Origin of the sequence: Parapedobacter defluvii (genome assembly GCF_014642075.1) — a bacterium.
Taxonomy (GTDB): Bacteria; Bacteroidota; Bacteroidia; order Sphingobacteriales; family Sphingobacteriaceae; genus Parapedobacter; species Parapedobacter defluvii.
This window is the reverse complement of record NZ_BMIK01000013.1, coordinates 64,043-87,751: the sequence shown is the minus strand read 5'-3', so window position 1 is coordinate 87,751 and position 23,709 is coordinate 64,043. Positions and strand designations below refer to the sequence as shown.

Here is a 23,709-nt window from a genome sequence, read left to right as displayed (position 1 = left end):
CGCGTAGATCGGATAAATGCCGTAAATTTACGTAAAATCCGCAATTTTCCAATCGCGAAAGCAAATGAAATGATTGCTGACTGTGCGCTCAGACGCCTGGATGCGTGAGCGTATCCGCGGTGGTATTCAACGCCTGTCTTTTTCGTTGCGTTGGCCGTTTCTTGTGCTTGCGCCGCCGCCCCCACCAAATGTAAAAGCCGGTGATAGGCAGGCTGGTTGCAATCAGGCCGCCAACGAACGTGAAGAATTTACCCCATTGCCCCATCCATTTGCCCATGTGAAGGTTCCAATAGGTGTTCTCAACCAGCAGATGCATGCGGTTTTCGTGCGCAAGTTCAATCGGCCTTCCCGAGTAACGGTCAATAGCGAACGGCTCGGTATAACCTGACGGTAGCCCTTAATGCGGTAAATCTGACCGACGCGGAGCTGTTCGATAATTTTTCGGTACCCAAACCCGGACGGAGTTTCAATGCACGATTCATTTACGAAATAAATAAGTTTTAACAAGTTATGAAACAACAACTACATCTCGCCGTCATGGCCCTGGTCCTACTCGGCACAGCATGCAAGAAAGATAGCCCCGAACCCGGTCAATCGGGCAGCGAATATCACGATTCCGGAATCGTCGTGGTATCTACCGCAACCGTAGCAGGAAGAGGAAGTTATTACGCAGGTTACTACGGTTCGTTCGAGGAAGCAAAATCCATCGACTTAACCCAGCGCAACAGCTACGAGTACTTTTGGTCATTTGGCCAATCGGGAAATTATTTCTACGGTACGTTTACACCCGGACAGCAGAAATACAGTAAAATGGCCGTTTCCAAAGAAACGGGTCTGCTAACGGAAGTCGGGAGCTTTCCGCTGGCAACAACCAGTTACTATTCGGTGGTATGCAGCGAGAACCTGGGCGTCATTGCCCAATACGGAGAGCTCGATTTGATTACGTTTGATCCGGCTACCATGCAGACAACCGGTACCATCGATATGTCCGGGGCCACCCATTACAAACCCGGAGAACACCGGCATACCTACTATTCCGGCGCGTACCGGGCAAAAGATAACAAGCTGTTCTTATTTTATTATACGGACGATCAACGCACCGCACTTTTTTACGATGCCACGGATGTGTTTGTAGAGGTAATTGATCTGAACACCCGGAAATGGGTGAAGACCATCACCTACGAAGGAGCTCAATACCCGATCAGCAGAGGCAAAGAGAATGCCGTAATTGACGAGGCCGGAAACATCTATGTAACCTGCCAGGGGTCCTACGGCCTGGACGGACAGATGGGGATGAACGCCATGGCGGCATCACGGCCTAAAATCCTGAAAATCGATGCGGCAACGGATGATTTTGATACCAGTTATTCATTCAATCCGGTGGATGCGCTGGGTTACCAAAACCTGATGATACAGACCCTAACGGGTACCATTTACGGTGCAAACGGTATTGCCTATGCCTGTGTGAATGCCACGGATGAATCGCCCGAACTGCAGGCGTTGATATATAAATACGCCACTACCGGTGCGCTAACGGAAGATGAAATTGCCAAGTTATATGACCTGGCGTTTTACAGCGTTTCGCAGCGCTGGGTGAAGCTCGATCTGAATGCAAAAACGGCATCCATCATCGATGATATTCCGGCTACGGGCTCGTTCGCCTATCCTACCTCCTACAAGCATAGCAATGGCTTTTATTTTCACTATTACGATGGCACCACCTCCGGGTACTACCGGTACGATCCGGCTGCCAACAAAGCGGAGAAAGCCATTACCATTACGAAAGGTGGGCTCGCGTCTGAATTGCTGATTTTGGGGGACTGATTTTTGGGTCTTACCTCGATCCCGCAGTTGTGGATGTTAATTCAATTAACTATATCTGACGTCAATATTCCGGCAATTTAATTAAGTTTACCTCCCATTACGGAAACAACAGAAGAGAAAGATAATTGAGTTTACGATGGAGAAAAGACATTTCGGATTTGGCATTGTAGGAGCAGGGATGATTGCCCGTTTCCATGCGAAGGCGATTGCAGAAATCGCAAATGCCCGTTTAATCGGTATTTATAGCATAAATAACCCCAAATCAGCTGCTTTTGCCAGTGAACACCATTGCACAGCTTATGATACGCTGGAAGCTATGTTGGCCGTCCCTGAAATTGATGTGGTGTGCATCTGCACGCCTTCCGGGATACACCTCGAACCCGCACTGAAGAGCATCGAAGCCGGTAAACATTGCCTCATTGAAAAGCCCCTCGAAATCACGGTTGAAAGGTGCAATGCAATCATCGATGCGGCCCGCAGAGCCGGTGTAAAAGTAGGCGTTATCTTTCCTTCGCGTTTTTATGAAGCAAGCAGGCAATTGATCACATCCATAAACGGGAACCGGTTCGGCGATCTGGTGTTGGGCAGTGCTTACGTAAAGTGGCACCGAAGTGAAGCTTACTATGCCTCCGGCCGTTGGCGGGGTACCTGGGAATACGACGGGGGCGGCGCGCTCATGAACCAGGGAATCCATTCGGTCGATCTGCTGCAATGGTACATGGGGCCTGTTGAGTCCGTTCAGGCGGTGGCGGCCAATGTCCGGCACAAGAATATTGAGGTGGAAGACACCATCGTGGCTACCCTGAACTTTAAAAACGGGGCGTTGGGAACCCTGGAATGTACAACGGCTGTTTTCCCGGGTACGCTCAAGCGCATCGAAATCATGGGTACGGAAGGAACGGCTATCCTGGAAGAAGACCACCTCATAAAATGGCAATTTCAGCAGGAAAGTCCGGTCGATGAGCAGATAAAGAACTCAATTAAGGAAGTGACCCCTTCTGCAGGGGGTGCGTCCAATCCGGCAGACATCAGCTTTGTGGGCCACCAACGGCAGTTGGAAGATATGATCCGTGCAATCGAGACCGGCGATGAACCTTTCATTAACGGAGAGGAGGGCCGTAAATCCGTGGAAATCGTGCGGGCCATTTATGAAAGCGCCCGTTCGGGCAACCGGGTTAAACTAATTAGTTGAAGCGGTTGCCAGTTCGGTGGCGGTACCTCATAGTAGGCTACGAAAGTACGCTACGCTTTCGCGGATGGCAGGTACACTATCGAATGCCAGATCGTCACGTCGGTATTCGTATTCCACGGCGATTATCCCCTGGAACGATTGCCTGCGCATTTCCTTACTTATCTTTTTTAGGTTTGCTTTTCCTTTACCCCATGAGACGTCGTGCGCTTTCAGATCACCGATCGCATTCAGATCCTTCATGTGAAACGAGACTAAGCGACCTTCAAGCAGTTGGAGGCACGCGATGGGCCGAAGTCCCGAACGCATCCAATGGCCGATATCGGCACAAGCGCCGATGGATGGACCGCGACCTGCAATCGCCGTATGGACGGTCTCCGGGTTCCAATACGGGGTAGGGGTGGCATGGTTGTGTATTCCGACTTTTATCCCATATTCCCTGGTCAATTGCTCCAGCAAGGGCAGGAATTCCGGTTTTGGTTCAGATACGATTGTTTGGATACCCATATCTTTGGCAAAATCAAAGAGCCGGAACCAGTCTGCCTCGTTGGTGGGGCTTACCACCCCGTACGAAATCCACTGTACATCCTTGGTTTTCAGTATCTTTTTGATTTGTTGACGTGTCTGCGCATCCATTTTGAAGTCTGTGGTCCCTTCCATTCCGCCTCCGATTTGCTGTTGGGGAAACGCTTCAACATACCGAAGACCACATGCACGCACTTTATCCAATGTTTCGATAAAGGTAAGCCGCCGGTATGTCGAAGCCTGAATGGCTATTTTCCAACCGAGCGCTTCCTCCGGGAAGGCATCCGCAGTGGATTGCGCAAAACCCTGCAATGTGGTAAGCAGGAACACCAATACGGCAATTGAGTAGTTAAGCGTTTTCATAACGAAGTAATTTATTTTGAAGAAAGATTTATGTTCTTTTTGCCGGATTTAAAGAGGAACAGGAAGACGACTAATACCATACCTGCAATCAGTGAGGGTACAATCCATATGGAATCCCACCGATGAAAGCCATCCTGTGTCGCGTTTGCGTCCACCACAAATCCAGCTAGTACGGATCCCATCATCATGCCTACGCCGTAGGTTGCCAGGGTAATAAGTCCTTGCGCGGCATTCTTGAACCGATCACCTGCTTTATTGTTCGTGTAGATTTGGCCGGTCACAAAGAAGAAATCGAAGCAAATACCGTGAAGCAGAATACCCACAACCAGGGGCCATTCGCTTCCGTCGAGGTATCCAAAGCGGAATAAGGCATAGCGGACAACCCATGCCAGCATGCCCATGCCCAGCATGTATTTGACGCCCAGCCTTATAAAGAAAAGCGGCATCAGCAGCATGAACAGCAGTTCAGATACCTGGCCCAACGCTTGGATACCCGCGGCTGATCGGATACCGATTTCATTGAAAAACGGATTGGTAAAGCTGTAGTAGAAAGCCAGCGGTATGCAAAGTGCGACCGATGCAAGAAAGAATACCAGATACGACCGGTCTTTGAGTAACCGCAGTGCATCCAGACCCAGTGTCTCGCCTAATGATACAGAACTGTCTTTTTTCAGGGGTGGCGTTGCCGGCAGGAACAGTGCAAGGAATGCCAGGATGAAAGAGGCTATGGCGGCCATTTTGAACGTATAGGGCAGCTGTCCATGCTGTTCCCAAGCCGTATATCCGATGATCAATCCGGCTACTACCCATCCTGCCGTTCCAAAAACCCGGATAGGGGGAAACTCCTTATCCGGGTTGCTCATTTGGCGGAACGCGATGGTATTGATGAGCGCCATCGTGGGCATATAGGCCATCATATAAAACAGGATGAGTACATAAAAGCTGCCGAACACCGCAGTAGACCCGGCGCACCACAATAGAATCCCTCCGATGATATGCAGTACACACAACAACCGCTGCGCTGCCACATAGCGGTCGGCCAGCAAACCGATCAAAAACGGTGGGAGTATGGCGCCGATTGATTGGGCCATAAAGGTTAGCCCCACCTGTGTGCCTGTGGCTTGTAAGTTTTTGATCAAGAACGTGCCTACCGTGACGAACCATGCCCCCTTGATAAAAAATTGGAGGAACATCATCAGTGAAAGCTTTATACGAAGCGTAGCATCCATGCGAAATCGTGTTATAAATTATCAGGTAGCGCGAAGGCTACATAGGTATCTCCGGAGGGCAAACCGACCTTACCCCCTCCGCACGCAATGACCACGTACTGCCGGCCTTCTACCACATAGGTGGCGGGCGTTGCAAATCCCGCCGCGGGCAATTCATGGCTCCACAGCTCTTTGCCGGTGTTCTTGTCAAATGCGCGGATTTTTTGATCCTGGGTAGCGGCGATAAATACCAGCCCCCCTTTGGTAACCAGCGGACCGCCGTAATTTTCCGTTCCCGTAGGCGGAATGCCCTTGGCTGTCAGTTCCGGGTGCTCGCCCAGGGTTACTTTCCAGCGCAACTTACCCGTATTGAGGTCAATGGCATTGAGTGTTCCCCAGGGTGGTTTGATGCCCGGATAGCCATTTTGATCCAGGAACCGGACCAAGCCCGTGCTGACATACGGAGGACGTTTCGAAGCCATATTCAGCGGCGAAGGCGGTACCGATTCCCGTTCGGTGGCCCGGTAGGAGGTGGCGTCCGTGGTATTTGCCACCCGGTCCGGTGCAAGAAGGTAGTTCACCAACGCCCGCTTTTCCCCTTCATTGATATGTCTGAAAGACGGCATCATATTGCGGCCGTTGTCGATCACCTGACGGATTTCCCGTTCCGTCAACCGCCCACCGATCCCTTTCAATGTCGGAAAGGAGGGGTCCGGACTGATCAACGAAGGTCCGTGACATACGGCACAATGGGTCAGATAGATCGATCGTCCGACTTCCGGCAGTGTAGGATTACCGTTGCCTACCGCAGCGGGCACCTCCGCCATCACTTGGCTCCAGGGTAATTCCGAGCTGTTTACATACATCACCTGGCTTTCTAGGTCTATCGCCGCACCTCCCCACTCGCCACCACCGTCAAATCCGGGAAATATCCAGGAGCCCTCCGTGCTTGGCGGCGAAAATTTAGCCCGGTGCTTGATTTTCAGGTACCGTTCCATTAAGTACGCATGCGTTTCGGGAGTGAGGTCGCTCACATCTTCCGGTTCAAATTTCTGTCGGGCAAAAGGCTCGGGTTTTTGTGGAATCGGTTGTGTGGGCCAGGGCAATTCGCCTGGTAAGCCTTCGGTGGGCACCGGTACCTCATCGATCGGAAACAGCGGCTTACCGCCTACACGGTCGAAGACGAATACATACCCATGTTTGGTAATCTGGGTTACGGCATCCACTTCTTTCCCATCGATTTTCAGCGTCACCAGGTTGGGGTTGGCCGGCAGGTCGCGGTCCCAAAGGTCGTGGTGAACGAATTGATAGTGCCAGATGTATTTCCCCGTGGATGCGTCCAGTGCAATCAGCGAGTTGCCAAACCAGTTCATGCCCTTCCGGTCCCCACCATAGTATTCGGTACTTGGCGAAGCCGTGGGGATGTAGACCATACCCCGCTTTTCATCCAGGGCCATACCTGCCCAACTGTTTACCTTGCCAAACGTTTTCCAGGCATCCGGGTTTTCCCATGTTTCGTAGCCCAGTTCCCCGGGATGAGGTACGGTATGGAAGATCCATTTTCGTTCACCGGTATGCACGTCGTATGCGCGTATATGGCCGGGAGCTTCGTTCACTCTCGACCCAAGGATGAGCAAATTCTTATAAATGACTCCCGGCGATGTGCTGGCTATGAATGCATTTTCAAGCCCCTCCCGGTCAAGGTTTTCGCGCAGGTCTATCTTGCCATTGCTGCCGAATGAACGGATGAGCTGTCCATCCGTCGCATTAACCGCATAAACATAAGGACCACTCCCGTAAAATATCCGTTTATCGGCACCATCTTCCCAATACATCAAGCCGCGGATTACCTGGTAGAAAGACCTATTCCCATCCGCCGTATCCACTTGTGCCGGGTCAAACATCCATCGTTGTGTTCCCCCGGCCGCATCAAGGGCGAATAGCTTCGATTTCGGACTCAACCCATACAGGATGCCATCCACTACGATGGGATTACATTGGATCTGGCTTTTGTTTCTTGGTTCCTTATCCCCCGTACTGAATGTCCAGGCCATTTGCAGACCCGCTACGTTTTTGGGAGTGATTTGATCACCCGCTGAGTAGCGATTACCATCTTTAGCGCCCGCATAGGCCTCCCATTCCAGGTAGTCGTGGTCGGGTTTCAATACCGCCGGGCCCTGGCAGCTGACCAAGAGCGCGGCGGCCACCAGGAAAACCAATGCAGGTAAACAATACTTCATATCAATAGCCGGGATTCTGTTTCAACGTAGGCACCCCATCTACCATGCTGTTGTCAATTACCGTCTGTGGAATGGGCAGGATCATGTCGGGCATCCGCGAGTATACCGCACCCTCGATGATCGAGCGTTTCGGCGATTCGTGTTGAATGTATTCATTCAGCAGCTCTTCATCCAGTCCAAAACGGATCAAGTCGAAAAAGCGATGCCCGCCTTCCAGCCCAAGTTCAAGGTTTCGCTCGAAAAGGATGGTACGTAATGCCGCTTCCTGATTGGAAAACGCGGGGTGGCCCGCGGGGTATAAGCCGATGCGGTAGTTCGCGGCGGGTCCCGTTCCGTCTATATTCTGCACCCAATGGTCAGGGCTTTCCGAATTTTGTGCCATACGGCTGCGGATTTTATTTACGTACTCCCGCGCTTTCTCCAGACTTCCCACCCGGGCTTCCATTTCCGCGGCGTACAGAATGACATCCGCATAGCGAATGATATTTACGTTGAGTGCGTTATATGCCTGGCCCGGCATAACGTAAATGCCGTCTTGATCGTTCCGGATATGGCCTTTCTTCTGAATATACGGGCCGGATTCGATAGGCGTGTACACCCAGTCCGCGCCGGGGTTGATACCGAAATCCAGGAAAGGGATTCCCCTTCTCCCCACACTCCAGTCCAACCGCGGATCAAGTGGTGCCGTTTCCGGTTCGAACGGATCGGACGAGCGCAATCCATCGTCATTCTTTACGCTATTCGGATTGGTTTCGTACATATCCAGGTACGGAAGGCCACCGCCATCCACACGGAAGTGATCTACAAACCATTGAGAAGGTGTATAGAACCCCGAACCACGCCCCCATCCGGGAGATTGCGGGTTTTTACCCGATGCCCCCCGGATTTCCTGATTGCCGTTATCGATGCTGTTGGTGCCGTCATTTGCTGAATGCTGCACGGCGAAGACGCTTTCTGGCCCGTTTTCACGGGTCACATCAAAATTGTAATGGAAATTTTCTTCCAGTTGATATTTTTCACCTTTGGAAGTGACACCGTTAGCCATCACATCGTCCAACACCTGCAACGCTTCGTTGAAGCCATTGGGCAGGTCACCCTCGCTAGCCCGATAGATCAATACTTTCGCATAGTACGCCTCCGCAGCCCACTTATTCGGCCGGCCCAGATCGCTCTGGGTTTGCGGAAGATTTTTCCGCGCAAACTCAAAATCTGCCTGTATCTGGGGCCAGATATTCACATAATTTCCCGACTCGTCTGTATTCGGTATACGGAATTCCGTGGTCGATTCGATCCATGGAATATGCTTGTACCAACGCTTCAGCAGAAAATAATAATGCCCCCGCAGAAACCGGGCTTCAGCCTCGATTTTTGCGGCTTCCTCTGTGCTCAATTCTGTCACTTGGGGAAGTACAGTCAATACCGTATTGCAGAGAAATACCGCATTGTACAAGTACCTGAAGTTCGTTCCCGCACTGTTGGTGTTTACCTCGTATCGCACCATGAAGTTCATCCATGCCTGGTCTGTCAGAGTAGACCCTTTGTGGGCATTTCCACCCATCATCTCGGCCATGGCCATCCCGGGTGTGTTCATGCCGTAGGCCGCCCAATCTCTTGTACCGTTGAGTTGGGAATACGCACCGATCAGCGCCTGCTGTATACCCGCCCGGGTTGCCACGTTGGCGATGCTGTAAGCACCCACGGGCTTCTGGGATAGAAAATCATCCTGGCATCCCATGCTGCCAAATGCAAAAGCACCTATTATCGCATATAATGTTGTTCTTTTCATTGTTTTCGTATTTACTGGTTCCGATCAAAGATTTACAGAAAGCCCAAAGATGAATTGCTTCGGGGTGGGTACATAATTGTTCACCACCCCCATGGACGTATCTCCACCGCTTGCTTGTACATAGCCTGGATCCATCAAAGTTGATTTGCTAAGCGTCAGCAGGTTTTGGCCCTGCACATAGATTCGGAAACGCTCCATGCCGATCCGGTCGCTCCAAGCCTTGGGCAGTGTATACCCCAATTGCACGGTTTTCATCCGCAGATACGATGCGTCTTCCAAAAAGTAATCCGTAATGTTGGAAGACGAGTAGCTGTCATTGAGGTCCAGCTTGGGCAGTTTCGCCTTGTTGCCAAGCTCCGGAGTCCATGACTCATACAACATACGCTTGCTTCGGTTGGTCGTAAACGTATGGAAATCGATCACGTAGCGTGTATAATTGAAAACCGACCCGCCCTGATTCCAGAACAAAAAACAGTTGAAGTCAAAATTTTTGTATGCCAGGGAGAGGTTCAAGCTAGTCTGGAAATCCGGGTGAGGGCTGCCTATCATGGTCCTATCGTTGCCATCCACGCGTTTATCGCCATTGATATCCTTGATCCGCCACCTGCCCACTTCCGGGGTCAGCCACGTGGAGTATTCCGCTGCATAAGCCTCTGCTTCGGCAGCGGAGTTGAAGAAACCATCGATTTGATAACCGTAAAAGCTCGATATCGGATATCCCGCTTGCGTCAGCACGGCGTTGCCCATCCGCGTACTGCCTCCCGCCAGCGTAGCCAGCGGATTATCCAGGATACGAACCACCTCGTTGCGGTACGTCGAAAAGATCAACGATGCCGAATATTGGAATACTCCGGGTTTACTGCGCTTGGTCAGCCCCAGATCAACACCCCGGTTGGTCAATTCACCTACATTGATGGAAGGCTGCGTAATGCTCGGGCCGGTAAAGGGCGCCTGGTTTACGGCCAGTAAATCGGTGGTCCTGCGCACATACCAGTCGAAATTAATATCCAAAGATGAGTTAAGCACCGTTGCATCAAAACCCAGGTTTACCGTGGCGCTTTTTTCCCAGCGTGTATTCGGGTTACCAATACGGGAAGGTACCATGGCTACCACGCGGTTTCCGTTATCGCCGGATATACCGTAGGAGTTTGGGTCCGAGGTGACATATACATCGTATTGGTTGTTGTTGTCCAACCCATTCTGGTTGCCTATCACTCCCCAGCTTCCCCGCAGTTTCAAGTCATCCAGCCAACCGATGTCTGCCATAAAGGGCTCTGAGCTGACACGCCAGCCCACCGCCGCAGAAGGGAAGTAACCGGTTCGGTAGTTTCTGCCAAACTTCGAAGATTGGTCCCTCCGAAGCGTGCCATTGATGAAATACTTGTCATCAAACGTGTAATCCAACCGCCCAAATAACGAATATAAGGAGCTGCGTGAGAACGATCCCGAATTGGTCTGTGCACCTGTTCCGGCAGATATCACCAGGAAATCCTTATCATCGTCTATGGGGAGGTTCAGCCGGGTTGCAGACAAGCTATTTCCGTAGGTATTGATGGCTTCCGATCCGACCAGGGCCTTGAAGACATGTTTGTCCCACGTCCGGGAAAAATTCGCGGTATTCGTCCAGGTCCACGTGTTCTCATTGTTCCGGCTCTCTTGCAAAGAATTAGGCGGATTCGTGTTTTGAGCATGTTCGTAAGTCACCTGGTTGAGATCGAGATTTCTTGAGTTGGCATAGTCAACCCCGAAGGATGAATAGACGGTAAGCCCCTTCATCAGTTCGGCTTCCGCGTATACGTTGCCCAGTACGCCGATCCGATTGGACGTATCGAATCGGTTTCGCCATGTCTGTGTTACCGGATTGGTGCTGAATTCCGGTTCACCGCCTGTACTCGGGGCCGCATTTCCGGCGGGGTTGCCGAAATCGTCCCAAACGGGTACCAACGGGTGCATGGTCATCACGGTAGATGCCCAAATGCTGGAAGCGTCGTTTCGACGGTATGCCAATTGCAGGTTTTCGCCCACCCGCACGCGTTTACCCAAGTTGAATTGCGTATTGGCTCTCAATGTATACCGGTCAAATGTATTGTATTTACTTGCCGTATTTCCTTCGTTAAAGTAGTTGAGACCGATGGCGTAGCTGCCCGCTTCGCCGCCGCCGCTCAATCCAAGCTGGTAAGTCTGTATAGACGCGGGGTTAAACACCTCATCCGCCCAGTTGGTGTTTGCCGCGCGAACGATCTGGTGGGTGGCAAAGTCGTAATTTTCCGGATTCACCAACGAAGCAAACAAGGCCTGTTGGCTCGGGTTGCCCTGTTTCAGGGCTTCCAGTTCGGCACCGCCGATGCGGGCCCCATTGTTGACAACCAGCACATATTCGGGAATCACCGGATTGGCGCCGTTTCCATACTGCGGATGCCCCCAATCCGGATCACCCACCTGCCTGCCGGCACCGATCATGGATTTCCAGTAAAGTTCACCGTTTTCCTGTGCATCCAGCACCTCCGGGAAATCGCTTTTCGATATGAAGTTCACCCCATAGTACGAATTGAAACTCAATTTAGCCTTACCCGGCTTGCCATTTTTGGTAGTGATGATGATGACCCCATTTGCTGCCCGTGCACCATAGATGGCGGCGGATGCCGCATCCTTTAGCACCTGCATGGACTCGATGTCATTGGCGTTGAGGTTGTCCACACCGCTTTGTGAAGCAGGCACCCCATCGATGATATAAAGCGGATCGGACCCGCCGAACGAGCCAAAACCCCGGATCCGGACTTTACCGCCGCTGCCCGGCGCCCCACTTGAACTGACGGTTACGCCTGCGGCATTACCCTGTAGCTGCGTTTTCAGGTTGCCCGATGGAATAGCCAATAGGTTTTCAGTTTTGACGATAGAGACCGATCCAATGATGTCTTTCTTCTGTTCTTTCACGTAACCCGTTACAACTACTTCGGTGAGTGCGGTTATGTCGGGCACCATCCGGATGGAGAGGTCGCCCGTTGCCGGTACCGCCACCTCCTGGCTCACATAACCCAGGAACGAAACCGAGAGCAGCCCATTCCGCTCGGCCAGCACCAGTACGAACGAACCGTCGGCAGCCGTTTTGGCCGCGGCACCACTTTGCCTGTGGAGGATACTTACACCCTCCAGCGGTTCACCATCTTCATCGGTGATCTTACCGCTTACCGGTTGTTGTGCCGATGTTTTCTTTTCCACGGGCTTGGTGTTCGCATTGCCCGGCACGTCTTTGGCCGGTTGTTTCTTCATGATGATCACATGGTGGCCATTGGTCCTTTCGAAACGTAGACCGGCAGATTCAAGCAGTTCCTCGAGGAGTTGATTGAGCGGAGTTGACTGCATTTTCGATTCGTCAAAGGCCACCTTTACATGCTCCAGTAAGTCGTTGTCGTAGTTGAAGCTGACGTTAAATTTAGCCTCCAGTTTGTTCAGCACGCCAATAAGGGCCTGGCTGTCCGGTTTGGCGGCGACTCGTTGTCGCCCGTTGGTAATCGCGGCTAAGGACTGTGCCTTGGAATCGTTGCTGGGCATCGCCGATGCGATTAATACGGCAAGCCAAAAGACGCAGGTAGTTCTTTGCATAATGCTACACATTTTTAGATTTACAATTGGTATAATTTTCTTATAATTAATTGGTTACTTGGTTTTTGATTCCTAATTTAATCACAAAATCATCCCCTTACGACCTGTCAGGGCCGTTTGTCCGATTGTTGTCAGACGAGCGTGTTTATTTTTGTTTAATGGGTCTTTCCTATTGCAATATGCCGGTCGTTCTCTTCGACAGCGATGCCAAAGGCCTTTTCAATGGAGCGCAAGAGCAGTGGAATATCATCAGCGGCACACGAGCCGGTAAAGTGCTTTCCGGCCAATGCAGGATTTACAAACGTGATCCGATATCCATACGTATCTTCCAATACGCGCGCCACCTCCTGCAAGGGTGTTTTTCGGAATATCAATTTATTTTCTTTAAATGAACCATATCGGCCGGGATCCTGCACCTGCTCTTCCCGCCATCCGCTCGCATCAGCATCCCAGGCAACCAACTCCCCGGGGTTCAGATAGATTGAATCGCTTACTTTCACCCTACCTTCTTCCAGCACCACCTGCTTTTTCATCGGCCGGCTCGTCATCGTGAATTTCGTGCCCAATACTTCCACATCCATATCCTCGCCCGTTTGCACGACAAATCGCTTATGGTCCGGGGTATGAGACACACTGAAAAAGGCTTCTCCCACCAAATTGACGATCCGCGTATCGGCGTTGAAATCCTTTTCCCGGTAGCTCAAGGATGAGTTCCCGTTGATTACGACGCGTGAGCCGTCCGGTAGGGCAATGGACTTCACCTCGCCGTAGGCGGTAGCGAATGTCACGGTGGTTGCTTGGTTGCTTATCCAATAGATGCCCAGTGAAAGGGCCGTTACCACGCCAATCCACATGGCGGCAATACGGCTCCACCGTACAAGTATCGATTTTCGGCTCTTCGGCAAGGACGCCACAGGCGTTTCACGCGTACCAGCCCGGATGGCATCCCACAGCTGATCTATTTTTGAATCAGACACATCTGCATGCGATTCCCCGAGTGCTGCGATCAGTTGTTTAGCCTTTCGGATTTCCGCCTGCTGATGGGGGTTTTCGCGTGTCCAACTTGTCCAGAATTGGGCCTGTTTTCCCTCGGGGTACATACACCACTCCTGAAAAGATTCGTCCTTTACAAAATCAATAGCCTTATATTGCGAATAATCCATACAACGAAATTAGCGGAAATTTTGTGTGTAGTCCCGTAATAATTGCATAAACTCAGGTAAGCATTCAGCATAGTCATGCCACGTGCGGGTGGTTACGAGATTGCCATCTACCACCACGGGCTGGTCTACATAAGTCGCTCCCCCCTGTTCGGCGTCGAGCGCACATTTTGCTACGGTGGTCACCGTGCGGCCATGGATTACGCCAGCCGCGCTAACGATTTCTATACCATGGCAGACCACCCCAACCGGTTTGTCCTGTTCAAAGAAGTGCCTCACAATCCGCATGAGGTCCACATCGTACCGGATGTATTCCGGAGCGCGCCCTCCGGAGATGAAGATTCCGTCAAACGCTTCCGGATTAACCTCGTGGAATGCCACCGTGGCTTGGATATGGTACCCCGGGCGTTCCTCGGTGATGTCCCATTTTACATCCGTCCGTTTGGGAATTTCGTGCAGTACCATCGCGTATGTACGCGCCTGGGGGCCAGCTACCACTACTTCATATTTTTCTTCACCGATCCGAAAGTAAGGATACAACGTATCTACGGTTTCCGAAGCGTCGCCGATTGGCATCAACACCTTTCCTACCCAATTTTCACTCTTTGTCATGATCTTCAAATAAGCCCTTTTACTGATATAAGGGGAGTAAGCCAAAAAGTCCATCAAAAAAAAAATAAAAAAATAAAAAAAACTTCCTTTGTTTAATTCTAATACCTTTGTCGCGGAGTGTAGCAACACTGATCAATTATTTCATAACCTAGTTTAACTACGTACGGTATCTCAATCATGACCGATAGGAGTTTAATTGATGCTGATTTGTGGAGCCGTTTCAAAGCGGGGGATCGTCCGAGTTTCGCGTTGATTTATCGCGGCCATGTTCGTGCACTGTTTAATTTTGGTAAGCAGCTTGTCGATGACGACGACCTGCTGTCCGATTCGATCCAGGAACTATTTATTTACATTTGGGAGAAGCGGGGCAGTCTGGGCGATACGGATAACATCCGCTACTATCTTTTCAAGGCCCTGCGGCGGCGATTAATCGAGGCTGTAGCCCGCGAAAGGCGGTCTGCGCAGACACATGAGGCCATTGGGGCGTTACATGAGGCCGAAGATTCCATTGAGCAGATACTGATTAGGCATCAAGCCGATGCCGAGTTGAAGAGCCTACTCCGGCAAGCCCTCCAGCAGCTGACCAAGCGGCAGCGAGAGGCAATATTTTTGCGTTTTTTTGGCAAGATGAGCTTTCAGGAGGTGGCGGATATTATGTCGCTGACCCTCAAATCTACTTACAATCTGATTTCCAAAGCACTTGAAGAGCTACGGAAGCATTTCCCAATGCTGTTGGTAGGCATCGCAGCACTTTTGGCGTAACGCTGTCACGCTCAAACTTTACCGCGCCTCCAAGTTACTTTTTCCAGTATTTGAAGATAAATAAACCTAAAGTATTTAGTAACGGTATTTTTTATTTGTATCTTTGGGCATATCTCGGAACTGAAGACGGACCTGGATGGGTGGCTTTATGTACTGAAGAACATGAGCAAGCTAAATAAGATACCGGTTTATCTTCGGAAGCCGATATTTGAGAGGTTATTTGATATTGCAGAATACAGCAAACTGACAATGGAGGAGCGAACGATGTACGATACGAATCTGAAACGTAAATGGGATATGGCCGGTGTGCTTGAATATGCACGTAGAGAAGGTGAAGAGAAAGGTATAGAGAAAGGTATAGAGAAAGGTAAGGCTGCTGTAGTGGCCAACCTATTAGCTACCGGTAAGTTCACCGTTTCAGAAATTGCTGAGTTGGCGACCGTGCCGGAGGACCTCGTCAAAAAAGTCCGCGATGATCTGGACAAGAAAAAGAAATAGCGGAGGCTTTTTTGCCGTTATGGCATACCGAGAGGCCGTCTCCTACATTTGCTTACAACAAACATAGGAGACAGGCTCTTTTTTTATTTCTTTTCCGTTAGCTTGTATCGGTTAGCTTTTTAAATTCATAGTCCTACAACCGGCCACAGCCCATTGCCGTAAAAATAGTAGAATAGCTGGTTGGGATTTAGGTGGATGAATTTCCTAAGTGAACGAGTTTGAAACTATAAGTTCGGGTATGAAATGAAAGTCTTTTAGATTAAGTGTACGCAGTTCCAATCCATATGTCAATGCGGTAGCGGCAATAAAGGTGTCTGAAAGACCTATGTTGTGCTAAAGCGCATACTTTTGCCCAAGCTGCAATGCAAGTTCAGCTATTGTTTCGTTAATGGGCAACATAAAGAAACCGCTCAATTCTTTTTGAGGGCTATAACTGTGTTAATGGCTAGGTTGCGTTTACCGTGATTCTTAATAAATTCAGCCGCGCGTGGTTGACCCCTCAAATATTCAATAATGAAGGAAGTGTCGAGAGTGTAAAATGAACTGTGTCAAGATTAATAAATAAGTATTAATTTTAGACATAGTATTATGGAGATCAGAGAAACAGAGTTAGACTTTGAATCAATGAAGGAGAAAGCGCTGCGCCAGCTGCGCAGTGGAGAATCTCTCTACGGAAAAGACGGAGCGTTCGCTCCGCTGTTAAAGAAATTTTTGGAAGCTGCCCTTGAAGCAGAGATGGAATCGCATCTTACTGAGGAGGAGCGCTTGCGTGGCAACCGCCGCAACGGTAAACAGCGCAAACAGCTGCGTACCTCTGACGGCACGATCGAACTGAGCACACCGAGAGATCGCCGTTCGAGCTACGAACCCCAGCTTGTCAAGAAGCGGGAGACGATCCTGGCGGACAGCCTGGAGAAGAAGATCCTGGGGATGTACGGTCTTGGGATGAGCTTCCGTGACATCAGCGAGCACATCAAGGAGATGTACGACACGGAGATCAGCCACAGCACGTTATCAGCGATTACCGACCGTATCATACCAGAGGTCAAAGAATGGCAATCGCGCAGCTTAGACCGTCTGTATACGATCGTGTGGATGGATGCGATGCACTATAAGGTAAAGGAGGAGCACCGTGTAGTATCACGTGCGGTTTACAATGTACTGGGCATTAGCCGCCATGGCCACAAGGAGCTTTTGGGGATGTATGTATCAGAGAGCGAGGGAGCTAACTTTTGGATGGGCGTACTGACCGACCTCCAGAACCGAGGAGTGGAGGATATCTTGATATCCTGCATCGATAACCTCAACGGGTTCGCAGAAGCCATCCAGGCAGTTTTTCCCAAGACGGAAGTACAGACCTGTGTGGTTCACCAGATCCGCAACAGCCTGAAATACGTAGCCAGCAAAGACCAGAAGGAGTTCATGAAGGATCTGAAGCCGGTCTACCAAGCCGATACACTGGAACAGGCCGGGCTGCGCATGGATGAACTGGAAGCCAAATGGGGTAAAAAATACCCTGTGGTCATCGATTCCTGGCGCCGTAACTGGGAAAAGCTGACGGGGTATTTCCGGTATGACAAGGCTATCCGCAGACTCATCTATACGACCAATACGATCGAGGGCTTCCACCGTCAGGTGCGCAAGGTGACCAAGACAAAGGGGGCTTTTACTTCGGATATGGCCTTGCTGAAGCTGATTTACCTGGCGCACCGGAACATCAAAAAGAAATGGACCATGCCTTTGGCGAACTGGGCGGTAACGGCACAAAAATTGGCGATTTGGTTTCCCGGCAGAATGGTGTTAGATTTGCAGTAAGCGCAAGGGGTGTTTCTCAGCCCCGCGGGGCTGAGAAACACCCCTTGACACAGTTCATTTTACAGACCCGAAGTGTCGGTCAGTATCATTCCTTACGCCACGCCTTTCGACGTAATTCTTTGGTATAATTTTCTGTGTCCGTCACCTCTGCAAAAGGAGTGGCTTCTTCGACCGTTTCATTGCCTTCAGATTTGAAATTAATAACATATCCGTGATCTTCTGCTTTCAATCGTTTAAAAGACAATGCACCCTGTGTGTCGGGTAAAACGAGCGCAAGCAACTCATTAACGTAGTCCTGCGTATTTTTCCCAAAACGTTGCGCACGTTCGGTAATCCGTTCTTCCAACCTTTTATCTTTAATCTTGACGGTCAACATAATAACCTCTTTTTAATAATTTCAAACATAACCAAAATCACTTAAATATGCAATTTTTATGAAACCCGTCTCACACCGCTTGCGTGGCTTTTGTTTTTTCTAGAAAATTTCGACTCACAGACAGATATCCGGTTCCGTGCTTGTATTCATAGCCCCCTCCCTGAGCGTCTTGTTCTTGCTCTTGTATTACCTATTACGATGATAGACGAATTTGAGTATTGTTCGGTAAAATGATAGACCGTTACAGCAACGATAGCCAAAACCTGTATCAAAGCCTACATTGATTTTGCTAATTAATTTATCATTCAGTATATTTGCGAGCAACTGATGCCATTATGATTAACCTTTCCGATTATGGGAAACATCTCCACCGTACATGATACCTTCGTAAGGGGTCTGCTTGCGGACAAGCAGTTGGCTGTTGATTACTTCAGGTCGGCCCTGCCGGAGCATATAGCTGACAAACTGGATTTCTCGACCATGGAACAATTGTCAGAAACCTATGTTTCCGCCGAATTAGAAAAAACCTTTTCCGATGTGGTGCATCGCTGCCGTCGGAAAGATTGCGCAGAGACCGTAGACATCTCGCTGCTGTTGGAGCATAAAAGTTCGCCGGACAAGTACACACCCGTGCAGGTCGGTGGCTATCTATTTTCCGGCTACCAACAACAGATCAAGCAGGGGCACGAGCAGCTTTCGCCCATCATTCCCGTCCTGCTTTACCATGGCAGGCAGAAATGGGAATATTGGACGCTCGACAGGCTATTCGATGAATTGGATCAGGATTTGCTTGGATTTATCCCGAAGTTTGATTATGTTTACCACAACCTCAGGGATTTGTCTGAAGCTACCATCAGGGCAGTAAGCAACCAGTTTTTGGTATCAGCTTTGTTGGTATTGAAGTATGCTTTTGATAAGCAAAGGTTGAAAGTGAAACTTCCGGAGATACTGTCCCTGGGGTTGGCAAAGGGGAGTGAAGGCCAGCAGGCAGGGTTGGTGATATACGGTTTTGAACTGGTAGACTATACGGATAAACAGATAAAAGAGATTTTTAAGGGATTACCGGCGGAAATAAAGGATACAGTCATGAGTACATATGATTTATTAATTGAAAAAGGGATTGAAAGAGGTCGACAGGAAGAACGCGCTAAGATCCATGCGGAAAAATTGGAAATAGCCCGTGAAATGATAAAGGACGGTTTTTCAATACAGCAGATAGTCAAGTTTACCAAGCTCTCCATTGAAGAAGTGGAGGAGAAGCTGTAAGAAGTAACGGTGGTTTTTCCCATTATTTCTTTTCCGCCGCGATAGGGGTAACGTTGCCCAGATTTTCATAGCCTTCCTGATCCGCTGCCTTCACCCTGAATCTTACGGCAGTACTCTCCCCCTTCGGGGCTAACTTATCCAGCAGTTTGGCAAATCTGCCCTTACTAAGCGTACCGGTGATTTTGGTAAGCTCTTCGGTGTAGTTGCCTAAGGCGGATTCGGGGATGCCAGGGTTCAATTTAGCGAAGACCTGCCGCGCTGTTTTAGGTTGCTTGAAAAAGCCCTTGTTAATCAATGCATGTAATTGCGCCGCTCTACCAGGCAACCCTTTTTCCTTTTGCTCGGCTTTTTCTTTGAGTATTTTGGCTGCAGCGGCTTGCTTGGCTTTTTCGAGTTCGGTGATTTTCCGGAGGGTAGATGCCGGGAGTTGGTCAGGGGGGCCGCTGGCACTGTGTGTACCCATTGCCAATGACGTCCAAACGGGCAACTGGATGTAGTGTGCATCTGCACGCCTTCCGGGATACACCTCGAACCTGCACTGAAGAGTATCGAGGCCGGTAAACATTGCCTCATTGAAAAGCCCCTCGAAATAACGGTTGAAAGGTGCAATGCAATCATCGATGCGGCCCGCAGAGCCGGCGTAAAAGTAGGCGTTATCTTTCCTTCGCGTTTTTATGAAGCAAGCAGGCAATTAATAACATCCATACACGAAAACCGGTTCGGCAATTTGGTGTTGGGCAGTGCTTACGTAAAGTGGCACAGAAGTGAAGCTTATTACGCGTCCGGCCGTTGGCGGGGTACCTGGGAATACGACGGGGGCGGCGCACTCATGAACCAGGGAATCCATTCGGTCGATCTGTTGCAATGGTACATGGGGCCTGTTGAGTCGGTTCAGGCGGTGGCGGCCAACGTCCGGCACAAGAATATTGAGGTGGAAGACACCATCGTGGCTACCCTGAACTTTAAAAACGGGGCGCTGGGAACCCTGGAATGTACAACGGCTGTTTTCCCGGGTACGCTCAAGCGCATCGAAATCATGGGTACGGAAGGAACGGCTATCCTGGAAGAAGACCACCTCATCAAATGGCAATTTCAGCAGGAAAGTCCGGTCGATGAGCAGATAAGGAACTCAATTAAGGAAGTGACCCCTTCTGCAGGGGGTGCGTCCAATCCGGCAGACATCAGCTTTGTGGGCCACCAACGGCAGTTGGAAGATATGATCCGTGCAATCGAGACCGGCGATGAACCTTTCATTAACGGAGAGGAGGGCCGTAAATCCGTGGAAATCGTGCGGGCCATTTATGAAAGCGCCCGTTCGGGCAACCGGGTTAAACTAATTAGTTGAAGCGGTTGCAGTAACGCTATTTAAAAAAGGGCAGCCAGACTAAATAAGATACCGGTTTATCTTCGGAAGCCGATATTTGAGAGGTTATTTGATATTGCAGAATACAGCAAACTGACAATGGAGAAGCGAACGATGTACGATACGAATCTGAAACGTAAATGGGATATGGCCGGTGTGCTTGAATATGCACGTAGAGAAGGTGAAGAGAAAGGTATTGAGAAAGGTAAGGCTGCTGTAGTGGCCAACCTATTAGCTACCGGCAAATTCACCGTTTCGGAAATTGCTGAGTTGGTGACCGTGTCGGAAGACTTTGTAGAAAAAGTCCGCGCTGATCTAGACAGGAGAAAGAAATAACGGCAACTTTTACCGTTCTACAATATCGAGCCATACCTTTTACCGGTATGGCTTTTTTTATTTCTTTTCGGCTGCGATAGGGGTGACGTTGCCCAGATTTTCATAGCCTTCCTGATGCGATGATTTTATCACCGTAACTTAGCACATTTACGAATCGCTTACCCCAGTCTAGCTTATTTTTAACCCACCTAAGATTCCAGGATATAATTTGATAAATATGTTAGTATTTTGTTGTTTCGATTACTATCTTTGCGTTTCAACCGACTGTAATAGCCTATGGACCGTACTAATCTGGAAGAAAGCTATCCAATTCCCCGTAAGAAGAACGATATCGTCACCAAAGCTGCATTCATGGAATGGTTCATCGACCTGCTGCGGTTCCTCTATCCCAATGCGGATGAAATTTTCGATCTTGGCCGTGGTGCCACAGCAATGGAGAAGGAGTTGCTTGAGATCATGCCTGATCGGGAGCGCATCGGGGGCACGCTATTGGCTGACATGCTGATGAAGGTATACCTTCAGGATGGCACGGAGCAATGGCTGCTTATCCATGTAGAGCTTGAGGGGCAGAGCAAGGATAATTTCGCCAAACGGCTGTGGCGTTATTACGTCCGACTCACAGACAGATATCCGGTTCCGATTATCCCAGTTGCTATATTTACGGGTGGGCCGAAACAGAAACGGCCGACCGAGTACCACTTTGCTATGCTCGGTTCAGAGGTGATCTTTCGCTTCAGGAGCTACCATGTTTTCGAGCACACCGAGAAGGAGCTGTTGGCTAACCCTAATCCGATGGCATTGGTTATCTTGGCATGTCAGGCCGAGGCACAGGAAGCCAAACTTGGTGCATGGAGGCTCAATGAGATCAAAAAGCGCATCGTGGAGGAACTGGTGAAACGGGATATTACCGATACGGGGCAAATCATGCGATTCATCCGCTTTTTGAACAATCTCATTTATTTGAAAGATAAAGAATTAAACCTTAACTTTGTTAAAACCGTTGAACGGTTAACGAAAGGAGCGATTACCATGAATATAATGGAAACACTGGACGCTGTGGTCCGCGAGGAAGGAAAAATTGAAGGAAAAATCGAAGGAAAGACGGAAGAGGTCAGGAATCTGATTCAAAAGCTGGGGCTGTCCGATGAACAGGCAGCGGATGTGGCCGAGGTCTCAGTCGATTTTGTGCAAAAAGTCCGCGCTGATCTAGACAGGAAAAAGAAATAACGGCAACTTTTACCGTTCTACAATATCGAGCCATACCTTTTACGGGTATGGCTTTTTTTAGTTTTTTTCTGCTGCGATAGGGGTAACGTTGCCCGGATTTTCATAGCCTTCCTGATCCATTGCCTTCACCCTGAATCTTACGGCAGTACTCTTCCCCTTCGGGGCTAACTTATCCAGCAGTTTGGCAAATCTGCCCTTACTAAGTGTACCGGTGATTTTGGTAAGCTCTTCGGTGTAGTTGCCAAAGGCCGATTCGGGAATATCAGGGTTTAATTTAGCGAAGACTTGCCGCGCTGTTTTAGGTTGCTTGAAAAAGCCCTTGTTAATCAATGCGTGTTCCCTATGTTAAGGCCTTCGACCTTTTCTTAATATACATGTCGATGATAAAACTATCTTTATTATTCACCTGAGACCTTTTTTTAAATAAATCTGGAAACAACCCTTTTTTATCTTAATTTCGTTTCGAGTATAGGTATGATCACCGGACAATTAATACAATCTACAGATATCCCTTCTAAGATCCCTCATATTCTAAAATATATGGGATCAAAAAGAGAGATATTGGATTTCGTCACCAATGCCATTGTCGGTATGGATGTGAAAGCGGAATGGGTTTGTGACTTGTTCGCAGGCACGAGTGTGGTAGCTGGGGCGCTCAAAGATAAATTCAACGTGCATGCTAACGATGTACAACAATACTCTTCCATACTCTGCTCTAAATCTGACCGAAATATTAATGTGCCCATATCTTTTAGCAATTAAAATAGTTGTGTGTGTTCTTCCTACGTTTTTCAGCTTGGACTAAGCTATCCTCGGATTAACGTCTTCGATATCGGTGTCCCGGAAATGATTGTCGACTGTACGCCGCGCGCGTGAGCGATTGCAAGTACAAGCAATCGATCCATTATTTCAGGTTTAATTTCATCGCCGTTATCTGTAAAAAAATGCTGAAGGTTAGGGATATAATAAATTGTGCGTACCTCGATGTGGAATAACTTAGTATATTGATTGTCGGTTTCTCCCTTCAGTTGTAGTTCGCTGCGGACATCGATTGCCACTGTATTGGTCTCCGTTGAATAAGATGCTTTGTATTCGTTTTTACCAGACAACTTACCCTTTAACTCGTCAGCGGTATATCCATCAGGGATACTGAGGGAATGACTTAGGTTTTCAATGGATAAGACATGGTACTCCAAATCGGGCATATCGACCTGTTTAATATTGGTATTCGAATGGTTCGAGGGAGCTTGAGCTTTGCTTACGTTGCGGTCTGCGGTGTACCTCTTTTAATTCTGTACCTGAGTAAATCGCAAACGTATCTTCTATTTCAAAAATATGCACTTTCTTATTCAGTGAAGTTTCCCGTATAGTGCTCGCTTTTTTTCGAAGTTTCTCATACTCTGATTCGTGATCAGCTATAGTACGCACTTTTTTCTCTTCAGCATAAAGATTTCTCATTGCGATACCCGCAAAGAGCATAATGCCCAATAAAAGGATTCCCGTAACGATATAAAATGCTGTGATCATATATACCTCCTCCTTATTCTATCGATATA

The 23,709-nt window shown here is 49.2% G+C and carries 23 protein-coding genes and 1 pseudogene; 10 read left to right on the top strand and 14 right to left on the bottom strand.

Annotated elements, in window-relative coordinates; all coding sequences use genetic code 11:
• Window positions 1-88 precede the first annotated feature (88 nt).
• Window positions 89-265 (bottom strand): hypothetical protein, encoded by a 177-nt coding sequence (locus IEX60_RS25175; RefSeq protein WP_373285061.1) that lies wholly within the window; start codon window positions 263-265, stop codon window positions 89-91.
• 245 nt (window positions 266-510) lie between these two features.
• Here IEX60_RS25175 and IEX60_RS17050 point away from each other — a divergent pair, with 245 nt between their 5' ends.
• Both IEX60_RS17050 and IEX60_RS17045 read left to right on the top strand, forming a co-directional pair.
• Window positions 511-1,824, top strand: a complete 1,314-nt coding sequence (locus IEX60_RS17050; protein WP_188752611.1) for a hypothetical protein — start codon at window positions 511-513, stop codon at window positions 1,822-1,824.
• A gap of 136 nt (window positions 1,825-1,960) precedes the next feature.
• The gene (locus IEX60_RS17045) at window positions 1,961-3,016 is read left to right on the top strand and encodes a Gfo/Idh/MocA family protein (protein ID WP_188752610.1); all 1,056 of its coding nucleotides are present in this window, start codon (window positions 1,961-1,963) and stop codon (window positions 3,014-3,016) included.
• Window positions 3,017-3,043: 27 nt separating this feature from the next.
• On the opposite strand, the gene IEX60_RS17040 is transcribed toward IEX60_RS17045, so the two are convergent.
• The 7 genes from IEX60_RS17040 to IEX60_RS17010 all read right to left on the bottom strand — a co-directional run bounded on the left by IEX60_RS17040 (window position 3,044) and on the right by IEX60_RS17010 (window position 14,510).
• A complete protein-coding gene (locus IEX60_RS17040) occupies window positions 3,044-3,901 on the bottom strand; it encodes a sugar phosphate isomerase/epimerase family protein (RefSeq protein WP_188752609.1) in 858 nt (285 codons plus the stop codon).
• Between the two features lie 11 nt (window positions 3,902-3,912).
• A complete protein-coding gene (locus tag IEX60_RS17035) occupies window positions 3,913-5,130 on the bottom strand; it encodes an MFS transporter (protein ID WP_188752608.1) in 1,218 nt (405 codons plus the stop codon).
• Between the two features lie 11 nt (window positions 5,131-5,141).
• Window positions 5,142-7,349 carry an outer membrane protein assembly factor BamB family protein gene (locus IEX60_RS17030; protein ID WP_188752607.1) on the bottom strand — a complete coding sequence of 736 codons (2,208 nt, stop codon included), beginning with the start codon at window positions 7,347-7,349 and terminating at the stop codon, window positions 5,142-5,144.
• A gap of 1 nt (window position 7,350) precedes the next feature.
• Entirely contained in the window at window positions 7,351-9,135 is a 1,785-nt protein-coding gene (locus IEX60_RS17025; protein WP_188752606.1) for a RagB/SusD family nutrient uptake outer membrane protein, read from the bottom strand.
• Between the two features lie 24 nt (window positions 9,136-9,159).
• Entirely contained in the window at window positions 9,160-12,738 is a 3,579-nt protein-coding gene (locus IEX60_RS17020; protein WP_188752605.1) for a SusC/RagA family TonB-linked outer membrane protein, read from the bottom strand.
• Between the two features lie 155 nt (window positions 12,739-12,893).
• Window positions 12,894-13,901, bottom strand: coding sequence for a FecR family protein (locus tag IEX60_RS17015; RefSeq protein WP_188752604.1), 1,008 nt, complete (start codon window positions 13,899-13,901; stop codon window positions 12,894-12,896).
• Window positions 13,902-13,910: 9 nt separating this feature from the next.
• Window positions 13,911-14,510, bottom strand: a complete 600-nt coding sequence (locus IEX60_RS17010; RefSeq protein WP_188752603.1) for a DJ-1/PfpI family protein — start codon at window positions 14,508-14,510, stop codon at window positions 13,911-13,913.
• Window positions 14,511-14,687: 177 nt separating this feature from the next.
• Between IEX60_RS17010 and IEX60_RS17005 the strand changes: the two genes are divergently transcribed.
• The 3 genes and pseudogenes from IEX60_RS17005 (at window position 14,688) to IEX60_RS16995 (ending at window position 17,585) form a co-directional block, all read left to right on the top strand.
• The gene (locus IEX60_RS17005) at window positions 14,688-15,272 is read left to right on the top strand and encodes an RNA polymerase sigma factor (protein ID WP_188752602.1); all 585 of its coding nucleotides are present in this window, start codon (window positions 14,688-14,690) and stop codon (window positions 15,270-15,272) included.
• Between the two features lie 114 nt (window positions 15,273-15,386).
• A pseudogene (locus tag IEX60_RS17000) lies at window positions 15,387-15,770 on the top strand (PD-(D/E)XK nuclease family transposase); the annotation flags it as partial.
• 588 nt (window positions 15,771-16,358) lie between these two features.
• Window positions 16,359-17,585 (top strand): IS256 family transposase, encoded by a 1,227-nt coding sequence (locus IEX60_RS16995; protein WP_188752601.1) that lies wholly within the window; start codon window positions 16,359-16,361, stop codon window positions 17,583-17,585.
• 85 nt (window positions 17,586-17,670) lie between these two features.
• On the opposite strand, the gene IEX60_RS16990 is transcribed toward IEX60_RS16995, so the two are convergent.
• Window positions 17,671-17,961, bottom strand: a complete 291-nt coding sequence (locus IEX60_RS16990) for a hypothetical protein (RefSeq protein WP_188752600.1) — start codon at window positions 17,959-17,961, stop codon at window positions 17,671-17,673.
• Window positions 17,962-18,107: 146 nt separating this feature from the next.
• Window positions 18,108-18,221: a hypothetical protein gene (locus IEX60_RS25170; RefSeq protein ID WP_373285059.1), complete on the bottom strand. Its 114-nt coding sequence runs from the start codon at window positions 18,219-18,221 to the stop codon at window positions 18,108-18,110.
• A gap of 94 nt (window positions 18,222-18,315) precedes the next feature.
• Here IEX60_RS25170 and IEX60_RS16985 point away from each other — a divergent pair, with 94 nt between their 5' ends.
• Complete coding sequence (locus IEX60_RS16985; RefSeq protein WP_188752599.1) at window positions 18,316-19,227, top strand: Rpn family recombination-promoting nuclease/putative transposase; 912 nt, start codon at window positions 18,316-18,318, stop codon at window positions 19,225-19,227.
• Window positions 19,228-19,249: 22 nt separating this feature from the next.
• On the opposite strand, the gene IEX60_RS16980 is transcribed toward IEX60_RS16985, so the two are convergent.
• Window positions 19,250-19,690, bottom strand: a complete 441-nt coding sequence (locus IEX60_RS16980) for a hypothetical protein (protein WP_188752598.1) — start codon at window positions 19,688-19,690, stop codon at window positions 19,250-19,252.
• A gap of 33 nt (window positions 19,691-19,723) precedes the next feature.
• Between IEX60_RS16980 and IEX60_RS16975 the strand changes: the two genes are divergently transcribed.
• The 3 genes from IEX60_RS16975 (at window position 19,724) to IEX60_RS16965 (ending at window position 22,153) form a co-directional block, all read left to right on the top strand.
• The gene (locus IEX60_RS16975; protein ID WP_229717613.1) at window positions 19,724-20,572 is read left to right on the top strand and encodes a Gfo/Idh/MocA family protein; all 849 of its coding nucleotides are present in this window, start codon (window positions 19,724-19,726) and stop codon (window positions 20,570-20,572) included.
• A gap of 117 nt (window positions 20,573-20,689) precedes the next feature.
• Window positions 20,690-20,926, top strand: coding sequence for a hypothetical protein (locus IEX60_RS16970; RefSeq protein WP_188752597.1), 237 nt, complete (start codon window positions 20,690-20,692; stop codon window positions 20,924-20,926).
• Between the two features lie 276 nt (window positions 20,927-21,202).
• A complete protein-coding gene (locus IEX60_RS16965; protein ID WP_188752596.1) occupies window positions 21,203-22,153 on the top strand; it encodes an RpnC/YadD family protein in 951 nt (316 codons plus the stop codon).
• Window positions 22,154-22,210: 57 nt separating this feature from the next.
• Here IEX60_RS16965 and IEX60_RS16960 read toward each other — a convergent pair whose 3' ends face one another.
• On the bottom strand, window positions 22,211-22,483 hold the full coding sequence (locus tag IEX60_RS16960) for a hypothetical protein (RefSeq protein ID WP_188752595.1): 273 nt from the start codon (window positions 22,481-22,483) through the stop codon (window positions 22,211-22,213).
• 210 nt (window positions 22,484-22,693) lie between these two features.
• Here IEX60_RS16960 and IEX60_RS16955 point away from each other — a divergent pair, with 210 nt between their 5' ends.
• Window positions 22,694-22,915: a DNA adenine methylase gene (locus IEX60_RS16955; protein WP_188752594.1), complete on the top strand. Its 222-nt coding sequence runs from the start codon at window positions 22,694-22,696 to the stop codon at window positions 22,913-22,915.
• A gap of 44 nt (window positions 22,916-22,959) precedes the next feature.
• On the opposite strand, the gene IEX60_RS16950 is transcribed toward IEX60_RS16955, so the two are convergent.
• A complete protein-coding gene (locus IEX60_RS16950) occupies window positions 22,960-23,358 on the bottom strand; it encodes a hypothetical protein (RefSeq protein WP_188752593.1) in 399 nt (132 codons plus the stop codon).
• 10 nt (window positions 23,359-23,368) lie between these two features.
• Window positions 23,369-23,680: a hypothetical protein gene (locus tag IEX60_RS16945; protein ID WP_188752592.1), complete on the bottom strand. Its 312-nt coding sequence runs from the start codon at window positions 23,678-23,680 to the stop codon at window positions 23,369-23,371.
• Window positions 23,681-23,709 lie beyond the last annotated feature (29 nt).